This window comes from Nocardia anaemiae NBRC 100462 (genome assembly GCF_001612725.1).
Classification (GTDB): domain Bacteria; phylum Actinomycetota; class Actinomycetes; order Mycobacteriales; family Mycobacteriaceae; genus Nocardia; species Nocardia anaemiae.
Genome location: NZ_BDAZ01000008.1, coordinates 45,777 through 66,706, shown reverse-complemented (window position 1 = coordinate 66,706; position 20,930 = coordinate 45,777). Strand labels below are relative to the sequence as shown.

At 65.6% G+C, this 20,930-nt stretch carries 22 protein-coding genes and 1 pseudogene; 14 read left to right on the top strand and 9 right to left on the bottom strand.

Features of this window, described 5'->3' with window-relative positions; all coding sequences use genetic code 11:
* Positions 1-29: 29 nt before the first annotated feature.
* The 3 genes from NA5_RS05870 to NA5_RS05860 all read right to left on the bottom strand — a co-directional run bounded on the left by NA5_RS05870 (position 30) and on the right by NA5_RS05860 (position 2,344).
* Positions 30-824, bottom strand: coding sequence for an inositol monophosphatase family protein (locus NA5_RS05870; RefSeq protein ID WP_062982710.1), 795 nt, complete (start codon positions 822-824; stop codon positions 30-32).
* Between the two features lie 141 nt (positions 825-965).
* Entirely contained in the window at positions 966-1,358 is a 393-nt protein-coding gene (locus tag NA5_RS05865) for an acyl-CoA thioesterase (protein WP_062983288.1), read from the bottom strand.
* A 26-nt stretch (positions 1,359-1,384) separates the two neighbouring features.
* Complete coding sequence (locus NA5_RS05860; protein ID WP_062982708.1) at positions 1,385-2,344, bottom strand: AraC family transcriptional regulator; 960 nt, start codon at positions 2,342-2,344, stop codon at positions 1,385-1,387.
* Positions 2,345-2,425: 81 nt separating this feature from the next.
* On the opposite strand from NA5_RS05860, the gene NA5_RS05855 reads away from it, so the two are divergent.
* Both NA5_RS05855 and NA5_RS05850 read left to right on the top strand, forming a co-directional pair.
* Positions 2,426-3,274, top strand: coding sequence for an SDR family oxidoreductase (locus NA5_RS05855; protein WP_062982706.1), 849 nt, complete (start codon positions 2,426-2,428; stop codon positions 3,272-3,274).
* A gap of 141 nt (positions 3,275-3,415) precedes the next feature.
* On the top strand, positions 3,416-4,666 hold the full coding sequence (locus tag NA5_RS05850) for an MFS transporter (RefSeq protein ID WP_245672110.1): 1,251 nt from the start codon (positions 3,416-3,418) through the stop codon (positions 4,664-4,666).
* 29 nt (positions 4,667-4,695) lie between these two features.
* On the opposite strand, the gene NA5_RS05845 is transcribed toward NA5_RS05850, so the two are convergent.
* Positions 4,696-5,022: an LLM class flavin-dependent oxidoreductase gene (locus NA5_RS05845; RefSeq protein ID WP_218020057.1), complete on the bottom strand. Its 327-nt coding sequence runs from the start codon at positions 5,020-5,022 to the stop codon at positions 4,696-4,698.
* 111 nt (positions 5,023-5,133) lie between these two features.
* Between NA5_RS05845 and NA5_RS40170 the strand changes: the two are divergent.
* Positions 5,134-5,424, top strand: a pseudogene (locus NA5_RS40170) (SbtR family transcriptional regulator); the annotation flags it as partial.
* A 23-nt stretch (positions 5,425-5,447) separates the two neighbouring features.
* Entirely contained in the window at positions 5,448-5,684 is a 237-nt protein-coding gene (locus NA5_RS05835) for a hypothetical protein (protein ID WP_062982697.1), read from the top strand.
* Between the two features lie 27 nt (positions 5,685-5,711).
* Here NA5_RS05835 and NA5_RS05830 read toward each other — a convergent pair whose 3' ends face one another.
* A complete protein-coding gene (locus NA5_RS05830) occupies positions 5,712-6,224 on the bottom strand; it encodes an Lrp/AsnC family transcriptional regulator (protein ID WP_062982695.1) in 513 nt (170 codons plus the stop codon).
* Positions 6,225-6,370: 146 nt separating this feature from the next.
* On the opposite strand from NA5_RS05830, the gene pdhA reads away from it, so the two are divergent.
* From pdhA to NA5_RS05815, 3 genes are read left to right on the top strand one after another with little or no spacing between them, the layout of a single operon-like run.
* Positions 6,371-7,483, top strand: a complete 1,113-nt coding sequence (gene pdhA, locus NA5_RS05825) for a pyruvate dehydrogenase (acetyl-transferring) E1 component subunit alpha (RefSeq protein WP_062982693.1) — start codon at positions 6,371-6,373, stop codon at positions 7,481-7,483.
* Complete coding sequence (locus tag NA5_RS05820; protein ID WP_062982692.1) at positions 7,480-8,451, top strand: alpha-ketoacid dehydrogenase subunit beta; 972 nt, start codon at positions 7,480-7,482, stop codon at positions 8,449-8,451. Before pdhA ends, NA5_RS05820 begins: the two co-directional genes overlap by 4 nt.
* A gap of 19 nt (positions 8,452-8,470) precedes the next feature.
* Positions 8,471-9,805, top strand: coding sequence for a dihydrolipoamide acetyltransferase family protein (locus tag NA5_RS05815; protein WP_245672109.1), 1,335 nt, complete (start codon positions 8,471-8,473; stop codon positions 9,803-9,805).
* Here the strand turns inward: NA5_RS05815 and NA5_RS05810 are convergent, their stop codons facing one another.
* Complete coding sequence (locus tag NA5_RS05810; protein WP_062982691.1) at positions 9,806-10,489, bottom strand: DUF899 domain-containing protein; 684 nt, start codon at positions 10,487-10,489, stop codon at positions 9,806-9,808. It abuts the gene before it with no gap.
* A gap of 203 nt (positions 10,490-10,692) precedes the next feature.
* On the opposite strand from NA5_RS05810, the gene NA5_RS05805 reads away from it, so the two are divergent.
* Entirely contained in the window at positions 10,693-11,055 is a 363-nt protein-coding gene (locus NA5_RS05805; protein WP_062982690.1) for a hypothetical protein, read from the top strand.
* A 39-nt stretch (positions 11,056-11,094) separates the two neighbouring features.
* On the top strand, positions 11,095-11,856 hold the full coding sequence (locus NA5_RS05800) for an HNH endonuclease family protein (RefSeq protein ID WP_084483915.1): 762 nt from the start codon (positions 11,095-11,097) through the stop codon (positions 11,854-11,856).
* A 6-nt stretch (positions 11,857-11,862) separates the two neighbouring features.
* Here the strand turns inward: NA5_RS05800 and NA5_RS05795 are convergent, their stop codons facing one another.
* Positions 11,863-12,681, bottom strand: coding sequence for a sulfurtransferase (locus NA5_RS05795; protein WP_062983280.1), 819 nt, complete (start codon positions 12,679-12,681; stop codon positions 11,863-11,865).
* Between the two features lie 251 nt (positions 12,682-12,932).
* On the opposite strand from NA5_RS05795, the gene NA5_RS05790 reads away from it, so the two are divergent.
* From NA5_RS05790 to NA5_RS05775, 4 genes are all read left to right on the top strand, one after another.
* The gene (locus tag NA5_RS05790; RefSeq protein WP_062982689.1) at positions 12,933-14,150 is read left to right on the top strand and encodes a benzoate/H(+) symporter BenE family transporter; all 1,218 of its coding nucleotides are present in this window, start codon (positions 12,933-12,935) and stop codon (positions 14,148-14,150) included.
* Between the two features lie 66 nt (positions 14,151-14,216).
* On the top strand, positions 14,217-17,024 hold the full coding sequence (locus NA5_RS05785; protein WP_062982687.1) for a DEAD/DEAH box helicase: 2,808 nt from the start codon (positions 14,217-14,219) through the stop codon (positions 17,022-17,024).
* Positions 17,021-17,788 (top strand): SWIM zinc finger family protein, encoded by a 768-nt coding sequence (locus tag NA5_RS05780; protein WP_062982685.1) that lies wholly within the window; start codon positions 17,021-17,023, stop codon positions 17,786-17,788. Before NA5_RS05785 ends, NA5_RS05780 begins: the two co-directional genes overlap by 4 nt.
* A 60-nt stretch (positions 17,789-17,848) precedes the next feature.
* Positions 17,849-18,607, top strand: a complete 759-nt coding sequence (locus NA5_RS05775) for a helical backbone metal receptor (RefSeq protein WP_062982683.1) — start codon at positions 17,849-17,851, stop codon at positions 18,605-18,607.
* Positions 18,608-18,626: 19 nt separating this feature from the next.
* Here the strand turns inward: NA5_RS05775 and NA5_RS05770 are convergent, their stop codons facing one another.
* Complete coding sequence (locus NA5_RS05770) at positions 18,627-19,700, bottom strand: amidohydrolase family protein (RefSeq protein ID WP_062982681.1); 1,074 nt, start codon at positions 19,698-19,700, stop codon at positions 18,627-18,629.
* A gap of 74 nt (positions 19,701-19,774) precedes the next feature.
* The gene (locus NA5_RS05765; protein WP_062982679.1) at positions 19,775-20,404 is read right to left on the bottom strand and encodes a TetR/AcrR family transcriptional regulator; all 630 of its coding nucleotides are present in this window, start codon (positions 20,402-20,404) and stop codon (positions 19,775-19,777) included.
* Positions 20,405-20,515: 111 nt separating this feature from the next.
* On the opposite strand from NA5_RS05765, the gene NA5_RS05760 reads away from it, so the two are divergent.
* Positions 20,516-20,917, top strand: coding sequence for a Dabb family protein (locus NA5_RS05760; RefSeq protein ID WP_062983278.1), 402 nt, complete (start codon positions 20,516-20,518; stop codon positions 20,915-20,917).
* Positions 20,918-20,930 lie beyond the last annotated feature (13 nt).

Below are 20,930 nucleotides of genomic sequence, written 5' to 3'. Positions count from 1 at the left end.
GCGTTCTGAGGACCGGACCTGACAGGTTGCTACCGGGTGGTCGCGACCAAATCGAGCAGGAGCGGGGCAATGGCCGGACTGGCCGCAATGGTATGTGCGGCAGTCAGGCTGTGTTCGCTGCCGTCGGAATCGGTTACGACAGCGCCGCTTTCGCGTGCGATGAGCACTCCGGCCGCTGTGTCCCACGGCTTATTGGACAGCATGACGCACCCGTCGAGGCGCCCATCGGCGACCCAGGCGAGATCCAAGGCGGCCGATCCGATCATGCGCACTCGCTCGACGCGTTCCGCGAGCGCAGTCGTCAGGGCGAATCGCCGCCTATTCTCCTCGGAGGCATCGACTCCGACGGCGTAGTCACCGATCGAAACGATCGCATCCTCGAGAGAACTAGTGCGACTTGCTCCTATACGGACATCATTGCTGAAGGCGCCCTGCCCCGCACTCGCGTGGTACTCCAGATTCAGGAATGGCGCCTTGATGATTCCGATCACCGGAATGTCTTTGTGCACCAAGGCTAATGACACCGCACACATGGGGATGCCGTGGATGAAATTCGATGTGCCGTCGATGGGGTCGAGTATCCAGCGATAGGGCTGTCCGTGGTCGGACTTTTCATGCTCGCCAGCTTCTTCTCCGATAAATCCGACGTCCGGGGTTCGGATGCTGAGAAATTGGCAGACTTTCTTTTGGATGCGTAAGTCGAGATCAGTAACGAAGTCACGGTCACCTTTGGCCGCTATTTTTCCTGGTTCAGCAGTCCGCAGAAGTCGGCAGCCTTCCTCGGCTGCTGCCCGCCCAACCGTCAGCAGTTCGTCCAAGGTCATCTCCAGGATTCCTCTCTTTGGTTACCTACCAGCCACCGTCAACCGCGCCCTACACGAGGTAGTCGCCGTGTTCAGGTGAGGCGCCTACAGCAAGATTGAGGAATTCAGTAATGTCTTCGGCGCCGACATCGCCCGGCACGCTCAATCTGTGACCAGGGCTGTTGCAGCGGTGCGGATTACTTCCGGGATTTCCACCGGTTTCCGGGTTTCATTGTCCACGTACACGTGCACGAAGGTGCCGGTGGCGGCAAGTTCCAGGGCGTCGTCGGCTTCGCGGAAGATGGCCAGGTCGTAGGTGATGCTGGAGCGGCCGAGGCGGGAGATGCGCAGGCCTACCTGGAGTTGGTCGGGAAAGCTCAGGGAGCCGTGGTATTGGCAGGAGGTTTGGGCGACCACGCCGAGGGCGGGGAGTTCGCGGATATCCGTGCCGGTGGCGTGCATCAGCCAGGCATTGACCGCGGTGTCGAAGTACGAGTAGTACGTCACGTTGTTCACGTGGCCGTAGTGGTCGTTATCGGCCCAGCGGGTCGGCATCGGCCAGAGGACCGGATACTGCTGTGTCACCCGGCCGACGATAGCTCAGCCGGAGTGCTGCCCTGCCGGTGGTCGCGGGGACTCACGCCGAAGTGGCGTTTGAATGCCGTGCTCAGTGCGAACGCGCTGCCGTAGCCGACTTGGCGGGCAATGGATTCGATGGTGGCATCGGATTCCTGCAGCAGGTCGGCGGCCAGAGCCAGCCGCCATTCGGTGAGGAAGGCCATCGGCGGCTCACCGACCAGATCGGTGAACCGGCGGGCCAGTGCGGCCCGCGACACTCCGACCGCGTCCGCCAGGCTGGCGACCGTCCAGCCGTGCGCCGGATTGTGCTGCAGCAGCCGCAGCGCCTTGCCGACCAGCGGATCGCTGTAGGCGTGATACCAGGCGGGCGCGTCATTGCGGGCGAACCAGGCGCGCAGGGCCGTGATCAGCACCATATCGAGCAGCCGGTCCAGGACCACACCCTGTGCGGGCTCGTCCTTGGTGGCCTCGTCGATCAGGATGTCGAGCAGTCGGGTGTCGAAATCGCCGCGCCGCAACACGATCACGGGCGGCAGGGCGCGCAACAGCCGCTGACTCGCCGCGCCCGCGGACTCGTAGGTGCCGGTAACCATCAGAGTTGCGCCGTCCGCGTCGGTCCCCCATTGACGTACACCGAGACTCAGTGTCTCGCAGAGGATTTCACCGTCGGCGGTCTTGGTGACATTGCCCGGATCGATGAAGATCTGCGGTGCGGTGGCCGGATCGTCGGCGACCGTATACGGGTCGGGTCCGCGGAAGATCGCGATATCGCCCGCGTCCAGTTGCCGTGGCTTACTGTCCGCCGCATCGGTCATGATCCAGGCCGTGCCGCGGATCATCGACACCACCGTCAGCGGCGCCCGGTCCTGGATGCGCAGCGACCACGGCGGATCGAGCAGTGAACACATGACGAACGCACTTCGGGCGCGTGGTCCTTCGAGCAGACTGGCTAGCGCATCCACTCCACAAACAGTAGACGCTGACGCATGATCACGAGTCGCTGAACTATGTTTCGTCGCGCACCGCGCCGATGTACTGAGAACATGACAAACAGCAGCTCCGACCAGCGCCTCATCTTCGTCACCGGCGGTACGGGCAAAACCGGCAGTCGCGTCGCGACCCGGCTCCGGCAGGCCGGGCATCCGGTCCGGATCGGTTCCCGCGCCACCGAGATCCCTTTCGACTGGTCCGATCGAAGCACGTGGACACCGGCGCTGTTCGGCGTGGACGCGGTGTACATCGCCTTCCAACCGGATCTGGCGGTGCCGGGTGCGCCCGAGACCATCCGCGCGTTCACCAATGCGGCAAAGGTCAATGGTGTGCGCAAGCTCGTCCTGCTGTCCGGCCGCGGCGAACCGGAGGCGGTGGCGTGTGAGCAGATCGTGCAGGGCTCGGGTCTCGATTGGACCATCGTGCGCTGCAGCTTCTTCGCCCAGAACTTCAGCGAAGGCGCATTCCTGGAATATGTGCTCGCGGGTGAGGTGGCGCTGCCCAATGGTGATGTACCGGAACCGTTCGTGCATGCCGACGATATCGCCGATGTCGCTGTCGCCGCGTTGACCGAGGACGGGCACAGCGGCGAGCTCTACGAACTGACCGGGCCGAGGTCGTTGACCTTCGCCGAGGCCGTCGCGGAGATCGCCGCGGCAACCGGAAGCGAGGTCGCGTTCATTCCGATCTCACGCACGGATTTCGTTGCGGCACTGACCGAGTACCAGGTCCCCGCCGACGTCGTCAGCCTGCTCGACTACCTGTTCGGCACGGTGCTGGACGGCAGGAACTCCAAGACCGCGGATGGTGTCCGGCGTGCGTTGGGCCGGGAACCCAAAGATTTCCGCGACTACGCCGAGGAGACGGCAGCCGCCGGAATGTGGAACATCTCGAGCGAGTAGGTTGTTGAAAGTAGCAGGACCACCGCGCGGACGTCGATCTCAATGGCGAGATCCGCGGAGCCGGATCCTACGGCCGATGATGTCCCGGACCGGCTCCCCGCGCGGCCACGCGATCGCTTTCGACGCGGTACCGTCGAATCGGTGTCGACCACGACGATTGATCCGCACACCCGGATAGCACGCGCCGCGGTATTCGTGGTGTTCGCATTGAACGGTTTCCTGCTGGCCATGTGGGTGGTGCACATCCCGGCCATCACCGACCGAACCGGCATCGCGCATTCCACCCTCGGCATGTTCATTCTCATGCTCGCCGGTGCGGGCATCGTCGGCATGCGCATCGCTGGCCCGGTCGCCGACCGACTCGGCAGCCGGACCGTGGTCGCGGCCGCCGCGGCGATCACCTCGATCTCCGTGCTCGGACCCGGACTCGCGACCGGACCGGTCAGCCTGGCAATCGCCTTGGCCTGCTTCGGTTTCGGCAATGGCGCACTCGATGTTTCGATGAATACCCAAGCGGTGCATGTCGAGCGGGCTTATGAGCGACCGATCATGTCGGCGTTCCACGCATTGTTCTCCGGTGGTGGATTCCTCGGCTCGCTGCTGGGTGCGGCCGCTCAGGGCGCGGGATGGGATGTGCGCCTGAGCTTGTCGCTCGCAGCGGTGGCGGGGTTGGCGATTACCGCCGCGTTGGTGCCGCGTCTGCTGTCGGACACCGGATCTGCGGCGCGAGAATCGAAGGACACCGTTGCCGAGAGCGTGCCGGAAAGCGCGGACGCCGTTCCACAGAGCCCAGTGGACGCAGATGCTGTGGCAGCCCGGTCGACATCCACACCGAACCGTTCCCGAAAGGTCCTGGCGCTGGCCGCAATCGCCTTCGCCCTACTGCTCACCGAGGGCGTTGCCGCCGATTGGAGCGCCCTGCAGGTCCGCGACCACCTCGATGTCGACGATGCCACCGCCGCACTGGCTTTCGGCGCATTCTCCTGCACCATGACCGCGGGTCGATTCGCCGCCGACCGCGTCGCGGGTGCGTTCGGCCGTGTCGCCGTCGTCCGCTACGGCGCCTTGATCGCCGCATTCGGATTGGTCCTGATCATGGCGTCGGGTTGGGTGCCGCTGACGCTGCTCGGCTGGGCGATGTGCGGTCTCGGTCTCTCCGGCGGCATACCGCAAATCTTCACTGCCGCAGGAAATCTCGGCTCGAACACGGCGGCCACCGATATGTCGCGAGTGTTCAGCCTCGGCTACTTCGGTCTGCTCGCCGGACCCTCCATCATCGGCTGGCTGACGGCCCTCGTCCCGCTCACCACGGCAATGGCCGTTCCCCTTGTCGCCGTCCTGATCTGCTGTCGCTACGCGGGAGCTGTTGCCCCACAGCAACTCACCGACTAGCAGCGGAATCCCGGGCCAGCGCGGCAAGCTCACGCCATTGCGGTAGCGGCAGCGTCGTCGGAGGGAATCGTGTAGCCACCGGCCTCGATCGATCGACCACCGACCCGCTGACCGCCGAGTCCGAGCAGATAGCGACCGGGGAAGGCCTCGCCGAGCGCCCGCTCGGCGGTGGCCATGGCCATGGGATCCCGCAGTGCCACATTGGCAATGCCCGCGGCGACCACCAGCCGCTCGGTCGCCCCGAGCAATAGCCATGCCTGCCCGACCGAATCGCGTTCGAACGCTTCGCCGAACCACAATGCGCCGTAACCCAATTCCTCGATCTCGGCGGCGGCCCCGGCACCCTCTACCGACACTTTCCCAACCGGCAAACACTGCAGGCCGCCGTGTGAGCGAGCGGATCGAAAAGCTCTGCGGCCGAGCCGAAGAACTGCGGTCGAGCGAGTCGAGCGCCCGCACTCGCCGAATGGCTGCGCGCCCTACTCGTGCACGCACGGACCGACCACGGCCTAGGCGGTGCTGTCCTTGCCGGACCGGTCGACCTGGGTTTCGACTGCCAGTTGGTCATCCACCAAGCGGGTGCCGGTCTGCTCACCAGAGCGCAGCAGAGTGGCGGCATCCGTGCGGATGTCGGCATCGACGATGTGATCCAACTGATCGCGGGCATTGCCCTGGCAGCACGTCACGGCACCGATCCGGACCAACCCGACGGCCTGCTCCGGCTCGTCACGGATGCCCTACGAAGCCCGAGTGAATAGCGTCGAATCGGTATGTTCGAGAGATGTTCGACAACAACAGGCTCGACCGCCGAATCGATCGCCTCGAGCGCAAGCTCGACATGATCATCAAACACCTCGGTCTCCCGAGTCCGGACCCGGCGACACCCTATGACGAAATCGACGAACTTATTCGGCAGGGCAAGAAGATCCACGCGATCAAGCTCTATCGCAACATCACGGGCAGCAGTCTCAGCGCTGCCAAGGATGCGGTCGAAGAGCGCGAACGGCACTTGCGATGACACTCGAGCTCAACGGTATTCGCCGTATCAGGCCCGCAGTGAGCGATCGGCGGATCCGGCCAGTCGGTCCAGCAGCGGTGCCGTGCGCGGTCCGACGAATTGCTGCATCACCAGTGCCATATTTGTGCGTTCCACCCCGGGAATCTTCAATATCTGTCCGGCGATTCGGTAGAGATCGTCCGCGTCCTGCGCCACCACTCGTACGGTGAGATCGGTCAGTCCGGTCATGCCACACACTTCGGTCACCTCGGGCACCCGGGCCAGTTCGCCGACCACCGAATCCAATCGATGCTGATCGACGACGACGGCGACAAAAGCCGCCAGTGGGTAGCCCAGCGCCTGCGGTTGCACTCGACGTTCGAAGCTGGCGAGCACGCCGCTCGCCTCCCAGCGCGACAGCCGCGCCTGCACGGTATTGCGGGACAACCCGAGCCGGGTCGCCAGCTCGACGCCGGTCGCGCGTGGGTTGGCGACCAGCTCGAGCAATAGTCGCGCGTCGGTGGCGTCCAGGGTCACGTCGGCGGGTTCTCTGCTGGTCATACAACGCAGTATGACATTAACTCTGCGCACATATTTGGGCATTCTGCTTACTCGTGTACCGATCACTTGCGCACTTCGCCTACTCGTGGATGCTATGTGATATAGGGCACACCAGCCCTGTGCTCATGGTCAGGAGGCGATCCCGAATGACGAACAAATCCGACTATCCGGTTCAGTTGGTACAACCCGACGGCCACCGCGTATTCGACCGAGAACACGCGGCCCTGATTGCCGACATCGGGCCCGCACAGTTGCGCGCGATGTACACGGACCTGGTGGTGACCCGCCGGATCGACACCGAGGCAACAGCTCTGCAACGGCAGGGCCAGCTCGGACTGTGGGCGCCGATGATCGGCCAGGAGGCCGCCCAGGTGGGCTCGGCCTACGCACTGCGCCCCGACGACTACGTCTTCTGCAGCTACCGCGAGCACGCCGTCGCCTACTGCCGCGGCGTCCATCCCACCGAGCTCACCCGGATGTGGCGCGGGGTCGCGCACTCCTGCTGGGATCCCGAAGCGGTCAATATGACCAATCCGAATATCATCGTCGGCTCGCAGGGCCTGCACGCGACCGGTTACGCCTACGCCGCCCACCTCGACGGCGCGGAGATCGCGACCATCGCCTATTTCGGTGATGGCGCCTCGAGTCAGGGCGATCTCGCCGAGGCCCTTGGCTTCGCCGCGACCTGGAGCGCGCCGGTCGTATTCTTCTGCCAGAACAATCATTGGGCGATCAGTTCACCCGTCCGGATCCAGAGCGCGACCCCGATCGCGCGGCGCGCCTACGGATACGGAATTCCCGGCCTCCAGGTCGACGGCAACGATGTGCTCGCCGTCCTCGCGGTCACCAGGCAGGCCGCCGCGCGCGCTCGCGCCGGTGGCGGACCGTCTTTTATCGAGGCGCTCACCTACCGGATGGGCCCGCACACCACCGCCGACGACCCGACCCGCTACCGCTCCGCCGCCGAAACCGAGGAGTGGGCGCGCCGCGATCCGATCGCAAGGCTGCGCAAGCTGCTGGAGCGAGAGGCGCTGTGGGACAGGGCATTCGAGCGTCACGTCGATGCGCGAGCGGACGAAGTCGCGCAACAGGTGCGCACCGCGACCATCGATATGCCGGACCCGGCGCCGACACAGCTGTTCGATCACGTCTATGCCACCCCGCATCCGCTGATCACCCAGGAGCGGAGCGAATACGCGGCGTATCTGGCCGGTGATCCCGGCGAGACCACCGCGCTACCGGAAGGAGCCCCCAGATGATCACGACCTTCGCCGCAGCGCTCAATGCCGGGCTGCGGCGGGCCATGGACGACGATCCGAAAGTCCTACTGATGGGCGAGGACATCGGCCGCCTCGGCGGGGTCTTCCGGGTAACCGATACGCTGCAAAAGGATTTCGGGAACAACCGGGTCATCGATACGCCGCTGGCCGAATCCGGCATTGTCGGAACGGCTTTCGGTATGGCGCTGCGCGGCTATCGGCCGGTGTGCGAGATTCAATTCGACGGCTTCGTCTATCCGGCCTTCGACCAGATCGTCTCGCACGTCGCCAAAATCCATTACCGGACGCAGGGAAAGGTGATCGCGCCCATCACGATTCGCATTCCGTTCGGTGGTGGAATCGGTTCGGTGGAGCATCACTCGGAGTCGCCGGAGGCGTACTTCGCGCATACCGCGGGACTGCGCGTCGTGACGCCGAGCAATCCCGCCGACGCGTATTTCATGATCCGCCAGGCGATCGCGCTCGATGATCCGGCGATCTTCTTCGAACCCAAGCGACGTTACTGGGATAAGGCCGATGTCGATTTCGACGCCGAGGCGATGCCGCTGGACCGGGCCCGCGTCTGCGTCAGCGGTACCGATGCCACCGTCGTCGCCTATGGCGGCACCGTGGCCTCGGCCATTACCGCCGCGAAAATCGCTGCCGAGGAAGGACATTCGCTCGAGGTGGTCGATCTGCGCAGTTTGTCGCCGATCGATTTCGACACCATCGAGACCTCGGTGGCCAAGACCGGCAGGTTGATCGTGACGCACGAAGCGCCGGTCTTCGGCGGGCTCGGCGCCGAAATCGCCGCGCGAATCACCGAGCGCTGCTTTTACTACCTGGAGGCGCCTGTCCTGCGCGTCGGTGGCTTCGACATCCCCTACCCCCCGGCTAAGCTCGAAAAGCACCACCTGCCCGATGCGGACCGCATCCTCGCGGCGGTCGATCGCTCACTCGCCGCCTGACTCACTGAGAGGTGCCCAAGTGCAAGATCGTGCCCCCGAGGAAGATCAGGGCAATATCCTGGAATTCCGGCTACCCGATCTCGGCGAGGGCCTGGCCGATGCGGAGTTGGTGTCGTGGTCGGTGGGTGTCGGCGACACCGTGCAGCTGAATCAGACGATCGCCGATGTGGAGACGGCCAAGGCGGTGGTTTCGCTGCCGTCGCCGTTCTCGGGCACGGTGATCGAATTGCTCGCTCAGCCCGGCGAGACGGTCGCGGTGGGGGCGCCGCTGATCAGGGTGCGCAATGATCTGCCGGTCGCGCCGGAGGGTGCGAACGGGCGGACCGCGGTGCTGGTCGGATACGGTCCCGAAGGGGAGACGGTTTCCCGGCGGCGCGGAAGGCCCACGGAGCCGACTGCGCCGAGTCCGGCGGCCGAGCCGGAAATGCGGCGGGCCGCGGCGACGCCGGGGGCACGCAAACTGGCCAAGGAACTCGGCATCGACCTCTGGTACGTCGCGGGTTCGGGCCCCGATGGCGCGGTCACGGTCGAGGATGTGCGCGGCGCGGTCCCGGTATCGCAGCCGCGCGCTCTGGTGAACCACACCGAGGGCCCGGCCACGCTACCGACGCCATCGGTCACCGATCCGAACGCGGGCGTCGTCCGCCCCGCTTCCCGCGAGGAACGCACGTCGATCAGCGGAATCCGCAAACGCACCGCGGCCGCCATGGTCGCGAGCGCGCGCACCATCCCGCAGGCCAGCACCTTCGTCACCATCGACTTCACCGCATCGATGGAACTGCTCGACCATCTGCGCACCACCAAATCCTTCGAGGGGCTGACGCTGACACCGCTGGCATTGGTCGCGAAGTCCGTACTTGCCGCCCTCGCGGAATATCCCGGTATCAACGCATTCTGGGATGAAGCGAACCAGGAGATCGTCACTAAGCACTATGTGAATCTCGGCATCGCGGTCGCCACCGAACGCGGCCTGCTGGTGCCCAATCTCAAGGAAGCCCAGGCATTGAGCCTGCGCGACCTGTGTCGAGAAATCGGCTGGCTCGCCGAGACAGCGCGTTCGGGCGGCGCCACCCCGACCGACCTGCGCGGCGGCACCTTCACCATCACCAATGTCGGCGTCTTCGGCGTCGATGCCGGTGTTCCGCTGGTCAATCCGGGCGAGGCCGCGATCCTGTGTCTCGGCTCGATTCGCAAGCGCCCGTGGGTATTCCGTGACGAACTCGCCATCCGGTGGGTCACCACCATCGGCATCAGCTTCGATCACCGGATGATCGACGGTGAGCTGGCATCGCGCTTCCTCGCGACGGTCGCCGGTCTGCTCGAGGATCCGCTCACGCTGTTGAGCCGGATGTAGTCATGCCCGGGGGTCGCCGTAGTGCGCGGCGATGTCTTCCGAGCCGCTCCATCGACTGTAGGTCGGCGACTGCGGCCACCCCTGCGGCGAGTCCTGCCACTCCTCCTGCCGCCCGTACGGCAACACATCGATCAGCGCGAAACTGTGACTGAGCTGCTCGGTGCCGCGGCCGTTGGTGTGCCAGGTGCGATAGACCTTGTCGCCGTCGCGCAGGAATACATTGACCGCGAATCCGCCGCCGGGCGGTGCGCCGACATCGCTGCCGAAGGAACTGTTCGCCGTGGAATACCAGGCCATTTTGTTCCCGACCCGCCGCTTGTATTCGAGTGCCTCGTCGATCGGTCCCTGGGTGACGATGACGAACCGGGCATCGTAATTGTCCAGGAACTCCAACCGGGTGAACTGCGAGGTGAACCCGGTGCACCCACCGCACTGCCACTTCTCGCCCGGGAACCACATGTGGTTGTAGACGATCAGCTGTGACTTACCGTCGAAGATCTCCGCCAGCCGGACCGGTCCCTGCTCACCCTCGAGGGTGTATGCGGGCATTTCGACCATCGGCAGGCGGCGCCGCTGGGCGGCGATGGCATCGAGTTCTCGGGTCGCTGCCTTCTCCCGGACACGCAGCTCATCGAGTTGGCGCTGCCAGGTATCGGCATCGACAACGGGCGGCAGAGCGCTCATAAGGGTCCTCCCTGATCGTGTTGCGTTTACGGATATAGACGCGGCCAGGTCACCGAACTCATCGCCGCGCCGGAAAAATCCCTGAACTCGCCGAGATGGACCCGTTACTACCCCTCGGCGCCATTTTCGGAACATACTGGTATATCCGCTGGTCATCGCATGAGAACCGTAGTCGGGCGTCAACGGAAAGCGGAGGGCAAAGCATGACGATTCTGCTCCAGGTACTAGAGCAGAGCTTCACGCCGACCACGCCGTGGGAACGGCGCAAATTCACCTTCGTCAATGCCGACAAGATCGTCGGCATGCGACTGGACGGACAGTCCGGCGTCTGGCTGGATCTGTCGCGCCCCGGTGAATCACAGCGCCTGGCCCGAACCCTGGACCCGCGTGACGCCGTCACGTTCCTGCTCACCACGTTCGCGAAGATCGCCGAGTGCGAGGAGCGCGGCGGTTCGTGGCTGATCGGGCACGACGGCGCGCACACCGAGTCCATCGTGGCCACCAGATTCCCGCCCCGGGCCAGTGAAGTCGCCAATGACGATCTGCTGGCTCGCGCCTGGCTGTGACCGTCTCCATTCTCGAGGCGGTCCAGCTGGGTTCTACGAATGTCGGTGCGGCCGGGTACATCTGGCACCGTGCGCGCCGACATTCGACGATCGCTGCCTGCCCTGATCGCGGCGGCGCTGTGCGCGCTGCCCGGATGCGCCGAGGTTGGCGGTGAACCGGTCGCGCCCGGCCGGGGGACGACAGCCGACGGGGTGAGTGGACTCAGCCCTACCCGGATCCAGCTCGAACAGTTGTCGGCCTCGGTTCGGGTCGTTGCGGCGCGGGCACATCCCGGCGGTTATGAGCGCGGTTGTCAGCAAGGACAGCGGTGCGTATTCGGACCGTCATGGACCGATGACTACGACGGTCCCGGCGGACACGACGGCTGCGACACCCGCAACAACGTACTGAGCGCGCAGCTGACCAGGGTGAGCCTGCGGCCCGGTACCCGCGATTGCGTGGTCACCGCGGGCACGCTCGACGATCCGTATACCGGCGAGCGGATCACCTTCAGCAAGGCCGATGCGGGCGGCGTCCAGATCGACCACGTCTATCCGCTCGCCGCGGCCTGGGATATGGGTGCGGCGTACTGGCCGCTCGAGCGGCGGGTGCGTTTCGCCAACGATATCGAGGTGAATCTGCTGGCCACCGCGGCATGGGCCAACCGGGCCAAGGGCGACAGCACACCGTCCGAATGGACGCCGCGCACGAACCGCTGTTTCTATGCGGGCAAATACCTGACGGTCGCCGTCCGGTACGACCTACCGGTGACCGCCGCCGACAATGCCGTGCTGAACGACATTGCCCGATCCTGTCCGTAGCGTTGTCTATGCCCCGGTGGCCACCGGGCGTTTCGGGTCGTTCGACCATTGCGACCACGAGCCCGGATACAGCGCCGCTTCGATGCCCGCGGCGGCGAGTGCGGCGACCTGATGGGCCGCTGTCACACCGGATCCGCAAAAGACCGCGACGGGCTCGGACCCGAATGCGGCGAAACGATCGCGCAAAGCGTCCACGCTGCGGAACCGTCCGTCGGCGTCCAGGTTCTCCGCGGTCGGCGCGCTGATCGCGCCCGGAATGTGTCCCGCCTGCGGATCGACCGGCTCCACCTCGCCGCGGTATCGTTCGCCCGCACGTGCGTCGAGCAGGACACCGGACCATTTGGCGACCGCATCGGCATCGACTACCGGCAGCTGACCCGGATTCAACTCGACGTCACCGAGTTCGGGATCGGCCTCCGCACCGGAGACGATCGCACCGCCCGAACTGATCCACGCGGGCAGACCGCCGTCGAGAATCCGCACGTCCGCGATTCCGGCCCAGCGCAGCAGCCACCAGGCCCTTGCCGCCGCCATGCCGCCCGTCGCGTCGTAGACGACCACCGGATCGCCGGTCCGCAATCCCCAGCTGCGTGCGCATTTCTCGAGCTGTGCGGGATCGGGCAGCGGATGCCGCCCGCGCCCGGGGGACGGCGGTGCGGCCAGTTCGGTCTCCAGATCGACGAAGACCGCGCCCGGAATGTGTCCGTCCAGATAGTGCTGCGGGCCGTCCGGATCACCGAGCGCCCACCGCACATCGAGTAGCCGAACCCGCTTGTCCGCCAATACTTCCCGAAGTTCATCCGCCGAGATGAGTACCGCGCTCAACAAAGCTCTCTTCCGCCTCTCCGGAGATCTGGGCCATAGTTGTAAGAGCCACTATGCCCGGGTGCAGGTCCTACGTCATGTGCCGCTTCAGTTTTGGGCGTACCCGTTGAGTTACCCGTGTACGCACCAAATCAGGTAGCACGTCCACATTCGATTCGGCGCTTCACCCTAGCTGGATGCCGCGCGATTTCAGTCCAGTTTCCAGCGACTGGCTGTGACAACTGGACTGATGACCGGGGAGGATTCCAGAAATGTCCAGGCTTTCCCCGGCGCTCGCCGACACTCCGACACCGGTACACCCCGAGCGGCGGCTCGCGCAGCCGGTCGGGGCCGGTGTTGTCACCGCGCTGGTCGGATTCACCAGCTCATTCGCGGTGGTACTGAGCGGTTTGACGGCGGTCGGTGCGACATCGGCGCAGGCGGCGTCGGGACTGCTCGCGCTCTGCCTCACCCAGGCCATCGGGATGATGCTGCTCAGTTATCGGTATCGGTTGCCGATCACACTGGCCTGGTCGACGCCGGGTGCGGCACTGCTCGCCAGCACCGGCGCGGTCGCCGGTGGTTGGGCCGCGGCGGTCGGCGCGTTCGCGATCACCGGTGTGCTGATCGTGATCACCGGACTGTGGCAGTGGCTCGGCAATCTGGTCGCCGCGATTCCGGTGGAGATCGCGCAGGCCATGCTCGCCGGTGTGCTGCTGCCGCTGTGTCTCGCGCCGGTGAAGGCCGCACAGGTCAGTCCGGCGGTGGTGGTTCCGGTGATCGTGGTCTGGCTGGCGCTGCAGCGATTCGCCAAGCGCTGGGCCGTGATCGCGGCCTTCGCGACTGCGGCGATCGGCGCGGGCATCAGTATCGCGTTGCAGCACAAGCATCTCGACCTCGCGGCGATGCGTCCCTCGCTCGAACTGACAGTGCCGCACTGGAGTTGGCAGGCGGTGATCGGCATCGCCATTCCGCTCTACATCGTCACCATGGCCTCGCAGAACATTCCGGGCACCGCCGTGATGAAGTCCTTCGATTACCAAATCCCTTGGCGCGCTGCGATGTCCGTCACCGGTGTCGGCACCGTTGTTGGCGCAGCCGCGGGCGGGCATGCCATCAACCTGGCCGCGATCAGCGCCGCGCTCTCGGCCGCCCCCGCCGCGCATCCGGATCCGAAGCGGCGCTGGATCGCGGCCTTCACCACGGGGGCCGCCTATCTGATTCTCGCCCTGGGTTCGGCGGCGCTGGTCACCCTGGTGGCCACCGCGCCCAAGGGCACGCTGGAGACCGTTGCGGGCCTTGCCCTGCTGGCCACTCTCGCGGCCGCCATCGCCGGAGCCCTGAAATCCGAGCAGCACCGCGAGGCGGGCATTATCACCTTCCTGATCGCCGCGTCCGGTGTCGGGTTCCTCGGCATCGGCGCGGCCTTCTGGGCGCTGGTCGTGGGACTTGTCGTGCGCAAGGTCCTCGCCCACCGCCACGACGCGTGAGACGACTGATCGTCCCGTACCAGGATGGCCGCAGCGGCTGTCGTACCCGCCTGATTGGATGGGGTGATGCTGCACGGTCTGTGGTCGCCGGGATCGGGCTTGCTGCTCTGGCAGGAGGCTCCGGTCGCGCTGCCCGAACCGTTGGGTGCGGTGCTGGCGGCGTCGAAGTTCCGGCATCGGGCACAGGTGCTGGTCAATGCGTCGCAGGGGGCAACCGAGCAGGTCAGGGCGCATGCGATGGTGCCAGCGGCGGCCGCGGTCGCGCTGCGACAGCGGCTGCCGGTCGATGCGGTTTCGGGGGATCTGCGGTTTCTCGCACATGTGGCACACGGTGTCGAGCGGTGGGTGCGAGCCGGGCGGGTGGCGCCCGAGCTGCGCCGCGACGACGGTCAGTGGTGGGTGCGCTGGCGGTTGGTCGGCGGTGAGCGCCAGCGGGCCTGGCTTGCCGAGTTGGCGGTGGCGATGCCGCCCGCGCTGCGCGTCGCGGGCAAGCCGGGGATGGTGCTCGAGGATATGGTCGCCGAACTCGCCGATCCGATCGTCCGGGAGCTGCTGGACCCGCCGCCGTCCGCGCATCCGCTGGTTGCCGCGCTCATCGATGACGTCGCCTTGGACGGCGGCAGCCATCAGCTGGCCGAGGTGCTGGAACGCTGGCGGGCGAGTCTGACCGGGGACGAGCCGGAGTTGGTGCTGCGGTTGCTGGAGCCCGAGGGCGATATCGCGCTCGGCGCGGCCGACAACGATGCCGACGACGTAGTGGCGCTGTGGCGACTGCAGGTCTGTCTGCGCGCCGATGGTGAAGCGCCGAATCCGGTTCCGCTGCTTGGTGATCCGGTGCTGGTCCGCACCGCGATCGAGAAGCTGGGGGAGGCGACGCGGGCCTATCCGCGCCTGCGCGATCTGCCGAACGATCCGCAGTCGATGGACCTGCTCTTGCCCACCGAGGTGGTCGCGGACCTGGTCGAACACGGCGCACATGCCTTGCGGGCCGCGGGCGTGCGGCTGTTGCTGCCGCGCGCCTGGAATATCAGCGCCCCGACCATGCGGCTACGCGTGGAGAGCGCGGTACCGGCTGCCGAGAGCACCGTCGGCATGCGCGGACTTGTCTCCTACCGTTGGGAACTCGCGCTCGGCGATACCGTGCTGACCAAGGCCGAGATGGAACGGCTGGTCCGCTCGAAATCGGATCTGGTGCAGCTGCGCGGCGAATGGGTACAGGCCGACCACAAGATGCTGGCTGCCGCCGCCCGCTATGTCGCCGCCCATCTGGACGACACCGAGATCACCTTCGCCGATCTGGTCGGCGAACTCGTCACCGGCCATGTCGAGAAGGTTCCGATCACAGAGGTCAGCGCAACGGGTTGGGCCGCGGACCTTTTGGACCAGACCCGCGAACCGGTACCGGTGAGTGCCCCGGTCGGTCTGAAGGCGCAGTTGCGCCCTTATCAGGAACGTGGTTTGGCCTGGCTCGCCACCATGAGCCGCTACGGCATCGGCGCAATCCTGGCCGATGACATGGGTCTGGGTAAGACCGTGCAGGTCCTGGCCCTGCTCGTGCACGAGCGCGAGCGGACCGACGGCTGCGGACCGACGCTGCTGGTGAGCCCGATGTCGGTGGTCGGCAATTGGCAGCGCGAGGCCCAGCGATTCGCCCCTGATCTGCGGATTTTGGTCCATCACGGTGTCGGCCGCAAATCGGGCGGGGAAATGGACGAAGCCGTTGCCGAGGCGGATCTGGTGATCACGACCTATTCGCTCTTGGCACGGGACGCAGCCGAATTGGCGCGGCAGCAATGGGATCGGGTGGTGCTCGACGAGGCGCAGCACATCAAGAACGCGGGAACCAGACAGGCGAAGGCGGCTCGGGCACTGCCTGCCCGACACCGGTTGGCGCTCACCGGGACTCCGGTGGAGAACCGCCTCGAAGAATTGCGCTCGATACTCGACTTCACGATGCCGAAGGTGCTCGGCAGCGCACAGACTTTCCGTGCCCGGTTCGCCGTACCGATCGAACGCGATCGAGACGAGAACGCCATCAGCCGACTGCGCACCGTCACCCAGCCGTTCGTGCTGCGCCGGGTGAAAACCGATCCCGCCGTCATCAGCGATCTGCCGGAGAAGCTGGAGATGACGGTGCGCGCCAATCTGACCGTCGAGCAGGCGGCGCTGTACCAGGCGGTGGTCGACGACATGATGGCCAAACTGAAGGATGCGAAGGGTATGGCCCGCAAGGGTGCGGTACTCGGCGCGCTGACCCGGCTAAAACAGGTCTGCAACCATCCCGCGCATTTCCTCGGCGACGCCTCCGGCGTACTGCACCGCGGCAGTCACCGCTCCGGCAAGCTCGCCCTGGTGGAGGATGTGCTCGACGCGGTGCTGGCAGATGGCGAGAAGGCACTGCTGTTCACCCAGTTCCGCGAATTCGGCGAGCTCATCGCGCCCTATCTGACCGAGCGCTTCGGTACACCGATTCCGTTCCTGCACGGTGGCGTGCCGAAGAAGCAGCGCGACACCATGGTCGAGCGCTTCCAGGAACCGGCTGGCCCACCGCTGATGTTGTTGTCGCTCAAGGCGGGTGGCACCGGCTTGAATCTCACTGCGGCCAACCATGTTGTGCACCTGGATCGGTGGTGGAATCCGGCGGTCGAGAACCAGGCCACCGACCGTGCCTTCCGTATCGGTCAACGCCGCAATGTACAAGTGCGCAAGCTGATCTGCGTCGACACCATCGAGGAGAAGATCGACGAAATGATCAGCGGCAAACGCCAACTCGCCGATCTGGCCATCGGTGCGGGTGAGACCTGGATTACCGAATTGAGCACGGACGAACTGCATCGGCTCTTCGCCCTCGGTGCGGAGGCGGTGGGCGATTGAGTCCGTTCGAAGACTACAGCAAGTACGGCAAGCGCCGTCCGGTGCGCGGCGGGGTCGAAGCACGCAGCCGCCGTGGCGGATTCGGACGCACCTGGTGGGGCAAGGCCCTGATCGAGGCGGTCGAGCAGATGGCCGAACCAGGTCGACTCGCGCGCGGCCGCACCTATGCCAGAGCCGGGCAGGTCGTGAGCTATCGGATCGAACCCGGCGCGGTCACCGCGGAAGTGCAAGGAAGTCAGCCGCGCCCGTTCAGCTCGGTATTCGCCATCCGGCCGCTGCGCGACGAGGAATTGGAACTGCTCATCGAAACCATCCGGACCACGCCGGGTGTGCTGGCCGAAATCGCCTCCGGCGCGCTGCCGACCAGCCTCGGTGAGCAGCTGCTCCCGACAACGGCCGCGGATCTCGACTTCTCCTGCACCTGTCCGGATCCCGGCTGGCCGTGCAAACATGTGGCCGCGGTCTGCTATCTGCTCGCCGAACGCCTCGATGAGCGTCCGCGCGAAATCCTCACTCTGCGCGGCATCGACCTGGACACCCTCATCGTCGGCATCGAACGAGACACGACCCCAACGGTTTCCGACGACCCCTACGGCGACCGCGCGCGACTGCCCGACCTCCCGAAGCTCGAATTCCGTCCCGCCATCGATGACCTCGACCCGACCCTGCTACGCCGTGTCCTGCGCATGATCGCCGAGGACGAACCGACGGCGGCGGCCGGACTGCGCGATATTCGCGCACTCTACGAAGCCTTGGATCGCTGACCATATGCTGCCGTCGGTGCCACCCGAACAATTGCGTGTCCTGTGCCATCGGGTGCTGTCATGACCGACGATCTGGGTGCGGCCGTGCACATCGATCGCCCGGTTCGCCGGGTGGTGTCGCTGGTTCCGTCACTGACCGAGGCCGTCGCGGTGAGTCGCCCGGAAGTCCTTGTCGCGGCGACGGATTGGTGCACGCACCCCGCCGATCTGGACGTCGAGCGGGTTCGCGGCACCAAGAATCCGAATGTGCGCCGAATCATCGAGCTCGCGCCGGATCTGGTGCTGTGCAATCAAGAGGAGAACCGTCGCATCGATGTGGAGCGGCTGCGCGATGCCGGAATCCCGGTGTGGGTCACCAGAATCGAAACATTGGCCGAAGGTTTCGCGTCGCTGCGCCGACTTTTTGCCGAAGCCCTCGACAGCCCGGTGCCCGACTGGTTGGTCGAGGCCGAAATATCTTGGGCTGCACCACCTCCCGTGCCGCGCAACACGGTCATCCCGATCTGGCGCAACCCCTGGATGGTGGTCGGCCGCAATACCTTCACCGGTGACCTGGCAGCGCGCCTCGGCCTCCGGCTCGTGCACGCCGACCGCACCGAGCGCTATCCGCACGTACCGGAGGCTGAGCTGACTCGCGATGTCGAACTCGTCCTGCTCCCCGACGAACCCTACGTATTCACCAGATCCGATGGCCCCGAGGTCTTCCCCGGCCTGCCGGTCGCCTTGGTCGAAGGACGCAGCCTCACCTGGTACGGCCCATCCCTGACCACCGCACGCGACACCCTGACCCGCCAAATCGCGGAGTCGTTCATCGCCTGATCGCGCTACGGAGCAGGTGTCAGGATTCGATTCGGTAGACCCGTTGGGCGTTGGTTCGGAAGATCTGCGCCAACTCGTTGCGGCCGCCACCATGCTCGGTGATCGCGGTGGCGATGACGTCGGCGCTGTCGGAGATACTCGTAATCGGTTTGTCCACCGGGAAATTGGAGCCCCACAGCAGTCGGTCCGAGCCGAAGACATCGAAGGCGTGCTCGACGAGCGGGCGAATCCGATCCAGCAGCACCGGAATCGGTGTCGACGTGCCACGTGCTGGTACCGGGTGGCCGAGGATCGGCATCATCAAACCGCTGACCTTCGCCACCACATTGGGTTTTTCGGCGAGCGCGCTGAGATCGTCGCGCCACCGGACGAATAGTTCCCGCCGCAGACTCGGATTCGTTCCGGTGCGTTTGCCGACCGGGCCGAAAATCCCCGCGGGTGTGGCGAGATGGTCGAGCACTATCGGGACTTCCGGATAGCGTTCGGCAAGAGCCGTCACATCGGGTAGCGCGTGCGAGTACACCCAGGCCTCGAAGGACAAGCCGCGCTCGGCCAATGCCGCGAAGCCATTGCGGAACTGTTTGGTGGTGAGCGCGCTTTCATGCTGGGTATAGGGCCGGACGTCCGGATCGGGGTGGTGTGCCACATGTGCGCGGATGCCGCGCAGCAGTGGTGATGCGGCCATATGGGCATCGAGCAATACCGCGAAATCCGGTGCCGCCGGATCGGCATTGCCGATGATCGCGCCGAGCACCGGATTGTCGCCGCCGAAGGGCAGCCCGGCCACCCACTTCGTCTCATCGGCCCCCGCCAGCGCTCCCTTTCCGGTCCATCCGACCTCGATATGCACGATCGACTCGACCGGAACGCCATCGGCATCCGCACGATAATTCGCGGGCAGGTAGGGATTCGCATAAGCGGTCGGATCCCCGACGAATTCCCGATCCCGGCGCGGTGCCACCCGCTTTGCCCAATCGATCGGGATGGGCAGCATCCGGAGCAACTTCGCCGTCCGGCTGAATTCGCGTGGTGTGCGGAACGGATCCCACTGATGAATATGGCTGTCGACAATCTTGATATCCGAGAGATCCATGTCCGCCGTCCCAACCACGCCGAAGGCCCTGACGTCGCGATTGTCACACGCGTGTCGGCGGGCGCGTTCGGGAATCAGCGGGAACCGTATGCGGACAGGAATGTCCGCACTGCCGCATCGGCGATACCTCGCCGCTCGGCCTCGTTCACCTCGCGGGTGCCGAGCCGGGACCGCGCTTCCAAGGGCGCGGTGAGCAGGGCGAGCAGCTGTTCGGCGGCCTGCGCCGGATCATTGGTCTGCAGCCGACCCGACAGAGCGAGTCGCGCGAGTCGATCGGCCAGCGCTTCGGCAATGCGCCGCGAGGTGCGTTCCAGCACCGTGTCGGCCAGGTCAGGAAAGGCCGCGAGTTGCGCGTAGGTCAGCGCGCGTAGCGAACGGGCGCGCTCACCGGAGCATTCGGTGAGCAGTGCGCGCGCCGTCTCGGTGAGGGCGGCGGACAGATCGTCGCCCGGCTCGCGCAGGCCATCGATGATCGCCAGGGTGTCGGTGGCCACGGCGTCGGCGGCGGCGAGCACGGCATGCCGGAACAGGCTCTGCTTGTCATTGAGGTGGTTGTAGACCGTCGGCTTGGCGACACCCGCCTCATCCGCGATCTCCTGCACACACGCCTTGTCGTAGCCGCGCCGCGCGAAGACGGTGAATGCGACGTCCAGGATCGCCTGCCGCTTGTCGATGCGGCCGCGCGCCGCCGTCGTACCCGTCACCTCTGCATATTAGCGCCCGAGCGCCTGTGAATGAACTCGTTGGTTCACTCTTGTGGTTCGACCAGTCAGTTATCTAAATTGAACTTGCTGGTTCAAAACAAGGAGGTATCCATGATCGTTCACCTGTTGCGCTTCGGCTTTCGTGAAGAGACGACCGAGGCCGAGAAGGCCGAGGTGCTCGCGCTGATGAAGCGCACCGCATCGGTGGAATCGGTGTCCTTCGCGACCGTCGGCCAGAATCTCGGCGACGCGAGCGAAGGGCTGACGCACGCCTACTGCGTGGGCATCGCAGATCTGGACGCGATGGAGCGCTATATGCACGATCCGGTCCACCTGGCCGGTGATCCGCAGATCATCCCGCACTTCCAGACGATCGCCATCGGGCCCGACGTATCGGATGAACCGGATCCCGACCTGCGCGAGAAGATTATGGCGCTGCACAACGCCAAGCTGGCGAAGTACCCGGAGTGGGCGCGTCAGATGGATGCGATACCGGAGGTGCGAATCCTCTGACGGCTCAACCTAT